This is a genomic window from Sphaerospermopsis reniformis, from assembly GCF_005402885.1.
In the GTDB taxonomy this organism is placed as follows: Bacteria; Cyanobacteriota; Cyanobacteriia; order Cyanobacteriales; family Nostocaceae; genus Sphaerospermopsis; species Sphaerospermopsis kisseleviana.
In genome coordinates this window covers 1-7,501 of sequence record NZ_BJCE01000255.1, presented here as the reverse complement: position 1 = coordinate 7,501, position 7,501 = coordinate 1, and the positions used below count along the sequence as shown (strand labels likewise).

8 protein-coding genes are annotated in these 7,501 nt (G+C 38.7%); 2 read left to right on the top strand and 6 right to left on the bottom strand.

The genetic code is table 11. From position 1 onward, the window contains the following. Positions 1-263 precede the first annotated feature (263 nt). Positions 264-1,106, bottom strand: coding sequence for an SPFH domain-containing protein (locus FFR48_RS23365; protein ID WP_137669015.1), 843 nt, complete (start codon positions 1,104-1,106; stop codon positions 264-266). Positions 1,107-1,270: 164 nt separating this feature from the next. Continuing rightward, positions 1,271-1,726, bottom strand: a complete 456-nt coding sequence (locus tag FFR48_RS23360) for an NUDIX domain-containing protein (RefSeq protein ID WP_096566894.1) — start codon at positions 1,724-1,726, stop codon at positions 1,271-1,273. Positions 1,727-1,814: 88 nt separating this feature from the next. On the opposite strand from FFR48_RS23360, the gene malQ reads away from it, so the two are divergent. Continuing rightward, on the top strand, positions 1,815-3,320 hold the full coding sequence (gene malQ / locus FFR48_RS23355) for a 4-alpha-glucanotransferase (protein ID WP_137669014.1): 1,506 nt from the start codon (positions 1,815-1,817) through the stop codon (positions 3,318-3,320). Between the two features lie 250 nt (positions 3,321-3,570). Here malQ and FFR48_RS23350 read toward each other — a convergent pair whose 3' ends face one another. Together FFR48_RS23350 and FFR48_RS23345 are read right to left on the bottom strand one after the other, a co-directional pair. Further along, the gene (locus tag FFR48_RS23350; protein ID WP_137669016.1) at positions 3,571-4,371 is read right to left on the bottom strand and encodes a helix-turn-helix domain-containing protein; all 801 of its coding nucleotides are present in this window, start codon (positions 4,369-4,371) and stop codon (positions 3,571-3,573) included. A gap of 187 nt (positions 4,372-4,558) precedes the next feature. Continuing rightward, positions 4,559-5,329 carry a pseudouridine synthase gene (locus FFR48_RS23345; RefSeq protein WP_137669013.1) on the bottom strand — a complete coding sequence of 257 codons (771 nt, stop codon included), beginning with the start codon at positions 5,327-5,329 and terminating at the stop codon, positions 4,559-4,561. Positions 5,330-5,513: 184 nt separating this feature from the next. Between FFR48_RS23345 and FFR48_RS23340 the strand changes: the two genes are divergently transcribed. Continuing rightward, entirely contained in the window at positions 5,514-6,227 is a 714-nt protein-coding gene (locus FFR48_RS23340) for an LmeA family phospholipid-binding protein (RefSeq protein ID WP_137669012.1), read from the top strand. On the opposite strand, the gene FFR48_RS23335 is transcribed toward FFR48_RS23340, so the two are convergent. Both FFR48_RS23335 and FFR48_RS23330 read right to left on the bottom strand, forming a co-directional pair. After that, positions 6,217-6,426 (bottom strand): hypothetical protein, encoded by a 210-nt coding sequence (locus FFR48_RS23335; RefSeq protein ID WP_137669011.1) that lies wholly within the window; start codon positions 6,424-6,426, stop codon positions 6,217-6,219. The two genes, FFR48_RS23340 and FFR48_RS23335, sit on opposite strands and share 11 nt — an antisense overlap. Positions 6,427-6,443: 17 nt before the next feature. Continuing rightward, on the bottom strand, positions 6,444-7,331 hold the full coding sequence (locus tag FFR48_RS23330) for a phosphatidate cytidylyltransferase (protein ID WP_137669010.1): 888 nt from the start codon (positions 7,329-7,331) through the stop codon (positions 6,444-6,446). Between the last annotated feature and the right edge of the window lie 170 nt (positions 7,332-7,501).

Genomic DNA, 7,501 nt, shown 5'->3' with positions numbered 1-7,501 from the left:
GGTGATTGGTGATTGGTGATTGGTGATTGGTGATTGGTGATTGGTGATTGGTGATTGGTGATTGGTGATTGGTGATTGGTGATTGGTGATTGGTGATTGGTGATTGGTGATTGGTGATTGGGTAAAATTAATTTACTTTTACCTCTTGCCTCTTGCCTCTTGCCTCTTGCCTCTTGCCTCTTACCTCTTACCTCTTACCTCTTACCTCTTACCTCTTACCTCTTACCTCTTACCTCTTGCCTTTTGCCTTTTGCCTTTTGCCTCTAATTCTTACCATTACCAGAAGTTTTACCATCATCTTCTTTAGTTACAGATTCAGCAATTAATTCTTGAAACATATCTGTAGAATTAGCTGGATCTACAAACACAATTTTAGCGTTATTACTTTCGCCCAATTTTTGGCTGGCTTGTACATAATCTTGAGCTACAAGATATCTTAAAATATCTTTGCTTTCGGGATGGGAACGTATAGCTTCAGAAATAATTTCCATTGAAGTCTTAGTTCCTTCGGCTTTCTTAATAGCTGCTTGTCTCTCACCTTCAGCAGCAGCGATTACCGCCCGTTTTCTAATTTCTGCTGCTCTTTCCTCTTCCATTGACTTCTGTACACTTTCAGGGGGTGTAATTCGCTGAAAATCCAACCGCAGAATTTCGACTCCCCAAGTCCGTGAAGTTGGATTTAATTGATCTAATATGCTTTTGTCCATATCTGCCCTAGACATATTAGCTTCCTCTACAGTTTTCTGGGCTATAATTTCCCGCACTGTAGTTGTAGCTAAATTTGAAAGTGCCTGTTCCAAATCATCAACTGCATAAAAGCTTTTTTCTATCTCGACAATGCGCCAGTAAACAACTGCATCTATTTCCATGTAAATACCATCTTTAGTAATGACATTCTGGGGCTTAACATCTAAAATCTGTTCCCTGGTGGTATCTTCCATAACAATTTGATCAAGAAAGGGAACAATGAAATTAAGTCCTGGTTTTAGTTTTCGATGATATTTTCCCAAGCGTTCAACTAGAGCTTCATTACCTTGATTAACCAGTTTTGCAGATCCTAAAGCATAACCTATGAGTGCTAAAACTATAGCAATAATTGGCTCCATATATACTCCTATTTAGGGCTGGAGAGAATTGAGTATAAAACAGTATGGTAAGAAGTCAGGAATCAGAATTCAGGAATCCTGTATTCTGTATCCTGAATTCTTACACAGCATGATATTTTACAATATTTGTTGATGCTTGTTGGAACTATTATCCGATGAGTAGCTCATTTCTCTAATCCCAACCGGGGACGAATCCCATAATTCCGATACCGGAAATAATCCCGCAAAATCCGGTCATGGTCAAAACATAAGTTAATCGGTACACACCAAGGCTCAAAAACACCTACACCCTTAGCATCATCACCCGCAACAGGTTCACCCGTCGCAGTTGCCAAAAATACAATACTAATTGTATGTTGACGAGGATCACGACTAGGATCAGAATAAACCAAAAACTGTTCAATTAACTCTATTTTTAAACCTATTTCTTCCTCGGCTTCCCTGCGTGCTGACACTTCCACAGGTTCACCATAATCTACAAACCCTCCGGGAATAGCCCATCCTAAAGGTTCATTATGTCTTTCAATCAGAATGATCGGGCGATGAGGTCGATCAATTAATTCAATAATAATATCAACGGTAGGAGCAGGATTTCTGTTGTTATTGTTAAGAATCAACATATTTTTAATTTAGTGTCCCTAAAAAATCAATTAAATGTAACATTTGTGTAAGTCCTCATCAACAATCTACTCACATTCACCATTAACTATGCCTTTTCCTAGATCAAGCGGAATTTTACTGCATCCAACTTGTTTCCCCAGTCGTTTCGGGATTGGGGATTTAGGGGATAAAGCTTATCGTTTTATTGATTTTCTCAAAGATAGCTACCAGCAATATTGGCAAGTTTTACCTTTAGGACCTACTGGTTATGGTAATTCTCCTTATATGTGCTACTCAGCAATGGCAGGAAATCACCTGCTGATTAGTCCAGATAAGCTGGTAGATGAGGGTTTGTTATCTGAAGCAGATTTTGCGAATTTACCAGCATTTCCGGCTGATAAAGTGGATTTTGAGCGAGTTATTCCCATTAAAACCAATCTGCTCAAAAAAGCTTGCGAAAATTTTAAACATCACGCCACCGCTATCCAAAGAAAAGCTTTTCACACTTTTTGCAACACCAGAGGCTATTGGCTGGATAACTATGCTTTGTTTATGGCGCTCAAAGATGCCCACAATGGAGCTAGTTGGTACACTTGGGAACTAGAACTGGCAAAAAGAGAACCCGCAGCATTGGCCCGGATGGAACAAGGGTTAACACAAGAAATATTTTATTACAAGTTCATCCAATATGAGTTTTTCCGTCAATGGTCAGAACTCAAGAATTACGCTAATCAAAATGGTGTAGATATTATTGGTGATATCCCCATTTACGTAGCTCATGATAGTGCTGATGTATGGGCAAATCCTGAATTTTTTGCTTTGGATGAAGAAACAGGTGCAGCGGCTTTAATGGCAGGAGTTCCACCAGATTATTTTAGCGCCACTGGTCAATTATGGGGCAACCCGGTTTACAACTGGGAAAAGTTGCAAAAGCAGGACTTTAAATGGTGGGTGCAACGTTTTGAGGCTATGCTGGATTATGTTGATATAATTCGGATTGACCATTTCCGAGGGTTTGAGGCTTATTGGGCTGTACCCCAAGGAGAAGAAACCGCCATCAATGGAGAATGGATCAAAGCGCCAGGGGTAGAATTTTTTGCAGTTATTAAACAAAAACTGGGCAAATTACCGATTTTAGCCGAAGATTTGGGGATTATTACAGAAGAAGTGGAAGCACTACGAGATCAATTTGAGTTTCCGGGGATGAAGGTATTACAATTTGCCTTTGGTTCAGATCCTGGTAATCCGTTTTTACCTTTTAATTACCCACGCAATGCAGTAGTTTACACTGGCACTCACGACAATGACACGACTCTAGGCTGGTTCAATACTACGAATGATTACGAAAAGCAAAATTTACTGTTATATTTGGGAAATATTAGCCCTGATGGTATACACTGGGATTTAATTCGTTTAGCTTTGAGTTCCATCGCTAATCAAGCGATTATTCCTTTACAGGATGTTTTGGGATTGGGAACTCAAGCCAGAATGAATTATCCCAGTACGGCTGAGGGTAATTGGGAATGGCGTTATCAGCAAGAGGTTTTGACTAAGGAATTGCGCGATCGCTTGAAAATTCTCACCAATCTTTATGGACGCGCTCCCATAAGTTGATGATTAACTTTTCCTGATTAACTTTTTCTGGGTGCGTAGTATAAAGCTGAAACCTCTATTCCGTACTCAAAACCTCATGGTTAGTAGGGGTTGGTTTAACCTAATTAGCAGTCTCAAGGAAACATAGCTATTTTTAGTTATGTGTAGTATATGATATTGGCAGATAACAGCACAATGTTTCCTATATTGTGTTGTATGCCACTGATAAATTTAATACTTGGATAACCTATCCCTACTGGCGCACGACGTTTCAAGACCTGACCTTAGCGGCAATCCTGACTTCCTGAAATTTCCCTGGTTGTCCCATTTGTTTAGGTTGTTGCTGATTAACGCTCATCAACACACCCCCAGCATTGTTAGTTTTTACGGTCAGTTCTTCAGCAGCTTTCCATTTGCGGTGAGATCCTTTTGGTAGAACTCCCTCAAACTCGGTTTTACCATCAGCGACAATACGAACCCAAGATGAGGACTGCAAGGTAACATCAATTTCTACAGTTTCAGTTTCTGAACTGTTGATATCAGATGGAATTGCCTTTAAATCCTGGGCTTGCAGTTTCTGAGGCTTTAAATCGTCATTTTTCTCCGCCTTTAGTTGATTTTGGCTATTGTTTGCTTCTAAAGCGGTTTGATTCAATAACTGAGATAAACTAGTTACAGAGCATACTATGACGACAATGTAAAGCAAGTACAGATGAAGAGGACGTAGTTGAAAAAAAGGTTGGGGTTGCCAATTGCGTTGAAAACTGACTTTTTGAGAACCGAGAGGAAAATGGCTGGCAAATTCAGCACCCTTCACCCCTAGTGCATCAGCAAATTGCCTGATTAAACCCTGAGTGTAAATAGGTTCTGGTAAATCGCTTAAATCACCTACTTCAATGGCGTTTAATAGTCGGCGAGGAATTCTGGTGATTAACACAATTTCATCCATAGATAAACCCTTTTGTTGACGCAAAACCGCGAGTTTAGCGCCCATTTGTGCTAATTTTTCCGCCTGTTGTTCTTCTATTGATGGTTTGCTGGGTTTTTCATCTTTTTTTCTTAGCCATTTCAATTTCATAATTTTTATTCCACTCCTTAACTCAACTTAATCATTAATTAGGTATCCGTTTTATCAATTGATAATTAACAATTGACAATTGATAATTGTGTTATTCAAGGTTGAAAATCCCCGATTTCCAGGTAAAAAAAGCCAAAAATTCCGGTTTTTCAAGATTCTAACTCTTAGGAAGAGGCAATGGTCAATTGTTCATTGTTAGTTGTCTATTACTGAACTGATTCTTTAAAAAAATAATTTCTTCTGGGGTGAGATGACGATAGTCACCAACACCGAGAAAACCAGCTTTTGGTGTTTGTATTTGAATTGAACCGATGGCAGTGCGATGCAGTTGGATCACAGGATATCCTAACTGTTCAGCTACACGGCGAATCTGACGATTTCTGCCCTCCTGTAAAATTATTTCTAATTTGCTTTGGTTGTCCAAACGTTCAATTAAGCGTACTTTAGCAGGTCGTGTTTTTTTACCTTCTAGTACAACACCTTCACGCCACATCTTCAGAACTGTTTCTGGGGGATGTCCTTTAACCACAACATGATATGTCTTAGAGATATTATGGCTGGGATGAGTTAGCGAAAATGTCAAGTCTCCATCATTTGTTAATATTAATGCTCCGGTAGAGTCAGCATCTAAACGCCCCACTGGGTGAATACCAGTACCCTTGTGTAAATTTTCGGGTAATAGATCCAAAACCGTAGTTCTACCGTGGGGATCATCACAAGTAGAAACTACTCCAGCGGGTTTGTTGAGTAACAAATAGATTAAAGCTGGGCGATCGCTGTGAGAAATAGGTTTACCATCAATGCAAATAGTGTCTCGTTGGGGATCGACTTTTTGACCTAAATGTGCCACAATCCCATTTATCTGCACTCGTGATTGCTTAATCATCTCCTCAGCTTCACGACGTGAGGCTATACCCCATTGAGAAATAATTTTTTGTACTCGTGCCTCCATGTATAAATTTTGTATACTTTGTTAATTCAGACTTATTATTAATTGTTCCAAGTTTTGTGGAGTTGATACCTAAAAGTGAATCTTGCCATTTCTCAGTTAATAGCAATCACCATTACAGTTAAGAACTGTTTAAGATCTCGTGATTTTTGAGCAAATATCAAATACTAAGCAATAACCTTGTTCAATGACAGATAAAAACCCCCCATCCGCCAATAGTAAGAAAATAAGGTTAATTACTCAAGCACTAACCACGGCAATTAAGCTATGGCTAAAAACACAATTAACTCAAGTATCACAGATTGAGATAGAGATTGGAGCAAGCGATCGCCAAATCCTTTCTGGCTGTATTCCTATGGTATCTATTTTTGCTACTAATGTAGTTTATCAGGGTATCCATGTTACACGCATTCAACTTTCAGCTGAAAATATACAGATAAACATTGGTTCCATAGTCAGGGGTAAACCCCTTAAATTATTGGAAATAGTTCCCGTAGTTGGTGAACTGGTGGTAGATGAAGGGGATCTGAATAAATCTCTTTCATCGCAATTATTGTCAACTGGCTTAAATGATGTACTGTTCAAACTATTACCAGAATTATGGGAAAAACACAAGCCTATTTGTTGGCAGAAAATTACACTTGACAATCAGCATTTAATACTGTATGGACTTGTAGCAACTGACAGAGAACCTATATCTTTAGAAATTTCTTTAGGTCTAGAACTGCTGAACAGTCAAGAACTACAATTAACACAGATTAAAATTCTGTATAATCAAGAACCAATTTTAGAAAATAATCCTGGATACAATTTAGACCTTGGTTCAGACGTTGACCTCCAAGAATTAACTTTGGAATTTAGCCAAATCTTATGTCGTGGACGCATCAACGTCAACCCATAATAGATAATTGACAATTGATAATTGACAATTGATAAGTGGTGATTGGTGATTGGTGACTGGTGACTGGTGATTGGTGATTGGTGATTGGTAACTGGTGATTGGTGATTGGTGATTGGTGATTGGTGATTGGTGATTGGTGACTGGTGATTGGTGACTGGTGACTGGGTAATAAATTTGATGTTTCCCTATCAACTATCAACTGTCAACTATCAACTATCACTTTAACAAAGGTAAAATGAGTGTGACAAAATAGTAAACTAAAGGGGCGGTAAAAATATAACTATCAGTCCGGTCTAATATACCACCGTGACCGGGTATCAATTGTCCTGAATCTTTTACTCCTGCATCTCGTTTTAACATAGATTCAGTTAAATCGCCTAAAAGACTAGCAACACCTATCAATAAACCCAAAGTTAAACCAGAGATCACAGAGTAAGGAAAATGGAGAAAATAAGCACCGGCTACTGCTACTATGAGACTGCCGCTAATACCAAAAATTGCCCCTTCTACAGTTTTTTTCGGACTGATATTTGATAAAGGAGTTTTACCGAAAAACTTACCAAAAAAATAAGCACCAATATCAGCAGCCCAAATACATAAAAAAGTTAAAACTGTAAATGTTAAACCTTCGGGTAAACCAGTGATATTTTCTGGGGTAAAAATTTGATTCCAGTTTTCAGGCCAGTAGCCACCAAAAGGAAGATTACTAATAATATTTGTACTATTGAGATTTCGCAAACGTACCCAGTAACTCGGTAAATAACCGACATAAAACAGCCCCATAATAGAAGCGGAAATATCAGCAATGGTAGCAAATTTGGGTTGAAAAAGCAGGTAAAAACAAATAAAAGTTCCTGCTATGGGCATGATAGCATCCGCTAAACTGGCATTGAGAGTACAAATAGCCAGTAAAATTAAACTGACAACTATAGTAGTTTTAGCTGCGGGAGCAATACCTCTGGATCTAACTAAATTAAAATATTCTTGTTGACCTAAAAAGACAACGATCGCCATAGCTATGGTAAAGTACCAACCACCTAATAAGGTTGAAGATAAAGCTAGAGCGATCGCAATAATTCCACTAATAATTCTTGACCAAGGCATAATAATAGTATTTTAGGGGTTGCTGAGAAAGTCTTTCCGTGAGGGCATAGGAGTCAGGAGTCAGGAGTCAGGAGTCAGGAGTCAGGAGTCAGGAGGAGATTTGAAAATTTCTTTGCCATCTCTTGAAATCCCAAAAAATGCACACTTTTTCCGGTATACCCTTCAAAACC

Excerpts from the sequence above, each read along its gene's own strand:
- FFR48_RS23365 (WP_137669015.1), bottom strand. The coding sequence starts at position 1,106 with ATGGAGCCAATTATTGCTATAGTTTTAGCACTCATAGGTTATGCTTTA.
- FFR48_RS23360 (WP_096566894.1), bottom strand. The coding sequence starts at position 1,726 with ATGTTGATTCTTAACAATAACAACAGAAATCCTGCTCCTACCGTTGAT.
- malQ (WP_137669014.1), top strand. The coding sequence starts at position 1,815 with ATGCCTTTTCCTAGATCAAGCGGAATTTTACTGCATCCAACTTGTTTC.
- FFR48_RS23345 (WP_137669013.1), bottom strand. The coding sequence starts at position 5,329 with ATGGAGGCACGAGTACAAAAAATTATTTCTCAATGGGGTATAGCCTCA.
- FFR48_RS23340 (WP_137669012.1), top strand. The coding sequence starts at position 5,514 with ATGACAGATAAAAACCCCCCATCCGCCAATAGTAAGAAAATAAGGTTA.
- FFR48_RS23330 (WP_137669010.1), bottom strand. The coding sequence starts at position 7,331 with ATGCCTTGGTCAAGAATTATTAGTGGAATTATTGCGATCGCTCTAGCT.